The following is a 2,211-nucleotide window of genomic DNA, read 5'->3' on the forward strand; positions in this document are numbered from 1 at the left end:
ACCCCCGGCAGCCCTTCGTGCGCAGACTGTGGCGCGGCCGTCCCGAGGACCCCCGCTGGGCCCGCCCGGCCTTCCTGGGCCTGCTGGCCGCGACCCTGCTGCTCTACCTGTACAACCTGAGCTCCTCCGGCTACGCCAACTCCTTCTACTCGGCGGCGGTCCAGGCCGGCAGCCAGTCCTGGAAGGCGTTCTTCTTCGGCTCGCTCGACGCGGGCAACGCGATCACCGTCGACAAGCCCCCGGCCTCACTGTGGCCGATGGAGCTGTCGGTGCGGGTCTTCGGCCTGAACTCCTGGGCGATCCTCGCGCCCGAGGTCCTCATGGGCGTCGGCACGGTCGCCGTCGTGTACGCCTCGGTGCGCCGCCGGTTCAGCCCCGCGGCGGGTCTGATCGCGGGTGCCGTGCTCGCGCTCACCCCCGTCGCGGCGCTGATGTTCCGGTTCAACAACCCCGACGCCATGCTGGCGCTGCTGATGGCGCTCGCCTGCTATTTCGTGGTCCGCGCCCTGGAGGACGGCCGCACCAAGTGGCTGCTGTGGGCCGGTGTCGCGATCGGTTTCGCGTTCCTCGCCAAGACCTTGCAGGCCTTCCTGATCCTGCCGCCGCTGGCGATCGTCTACGCCGTCTGCGCGCCGGTCTCCGTCAGGAAGCGGATTGGTCAACTGGCCGCGGCAACCCTCGCGTTGGTCGTCTCCGGCGGCTGGTGGGTGGCGATCGTCGAACTGTGGCCCGCCTCCTCGCGCCCCTACATCGGCGGCTCCCAGAACAACTCCTTCCTTGAACTGACCTTCGGCTACAACGGTTTCGGCCGCCTCAGCGGCGACGAGACCGGTTCGGTCGGCGGCGGTGGCGGCGGAGGCGGCACCGGGCAGTGGGGCGAGACCGGCTGGGACCGGATGTTCAACTCCGAGATCGGCGGCCAGATCTCCTGGCTGCTGCCGGCCGCGCTGATCCTGCTCGTCGCCGGCCTGGTGGCGACCCGCAGGCTGGGCAGGACCAGCGTCAGGCGCGGTTCGTTCCTGGTCTGGGGCGGCTCGCTGCTGATGACCATGGTCGTCTTCAGCTACATGGCGGGCATCTTCCACCAGTACTACACGGTGGCCCTCGCCCCCTACATGGCGGCCGTGATCGGCATGGGCGCCGGCATCCTCTGGGAGAAGCGCGCCGAGGTGTGGGCGTCGATCACCCTCGCGGCCTCGGTCGTGGCGGCCGCCTCCTGGAGCTATGTCCTGCTCAACCGCACCTCCGACTACCTGCCCTGGCTGAAGTACCTGGTCCTGGTCGGCGGCCTGGTCGCCGCGCTCGGCCTGATCTTCGCGGGCCGCGTCAGCCGCCGGCTCGCCCTCGCGGCGGCCTCCCTGGGCCTGGTGGCCGCGTTGGCCGGCCCGACGGCGTACACGATCAGCACCCTTCAGGAGGGCCACACCGGTTCCATCGTGACGGCGGGCCCGTCGGGCGCGTCCATGATGGGCGGGGGCGGCGGCCGGGGCGGCTTCGGCGGCGGCATGCCCGGCCAACAGGGCCAGCAGGGCCAGCAGGGCCAGCAGCAGAACGGCAACGGCGGCACGCAGGGCGGCGGTATGGGCGGTGGCATGGGCGGCTTCCCCGGCGGGGGCATGCCCGGTCAGCAGGGCCAGAACCAGCAGAACGGCAACGGCGGCACCCAGAACCAGCAGGGCGGCCCCGGCGGCAGGACGGGCGACGGCGGTGCCATGGGCGGCGGAGGCGTCGGCGGCCTGCTGAACGGCGCGAGCGTCACCTCGGAGGCCAAGAAGCTGCTGGAGACCGACGCCTCTGAGTACACCTGGGCCGCGGCGGCCATCGGCGCCCAGAACGCGGCGAGTTACCAGCTCGCCACCGGCGAGGCGGTGATGGCGATCGGCGGCTGCAACGGCACGGACCCGTCCCCGACCCTGGCCCAGTTCAAGGAGTACGTGGCGGACGGCCGGATCCACTACTTCATCTCCAGCGGCTCCGGCGGCGGCATGGGCGGCAGCAGCAGCGGCACGTCCTCGCAGATCACCACGTGGGTCGAGGCCAACTTCAAGAAGGTCACGGTCGGTTCGGCCACCTTCTACGACCTCACCCAGAAGGCGAGCGGCTGACGGTTCTCCCGGGAGGGGGGCGGCGACTTCGGTCGCCGCCCCCCTTTCTTCGTGCGACTTCGTACGGCTCCGTACGGCGAAAAAGCGCGTTGTACACCGTATAAGG

Annotated in this window: 1 protein-coding gene; it reads left to right on the forward strand. The window is 71.1% G+C overall.

From position 1 onward, the window contains the following. A partial coding sequence (locus EHS43_RS43050; RefSeq protein WP_260470982.1) for a glycosyltransferase family 39 protein occupies positions 1 to 2,105 on the forward strand: 2,105 nt, incomplete at its 5' end. Positions 2,106 to 2,211: the final 106 nt, after the last annotated feature.

This window comes from Streptomyces sp. RP5T (genome assembly GCF_003933965.1).
In the GTDB taxonomy this organism is placed as follows: Bacteria; Actinomycetota; Actinomycetes; order Streptomycetales; family Streptomycetaceae; genus Streptomyces.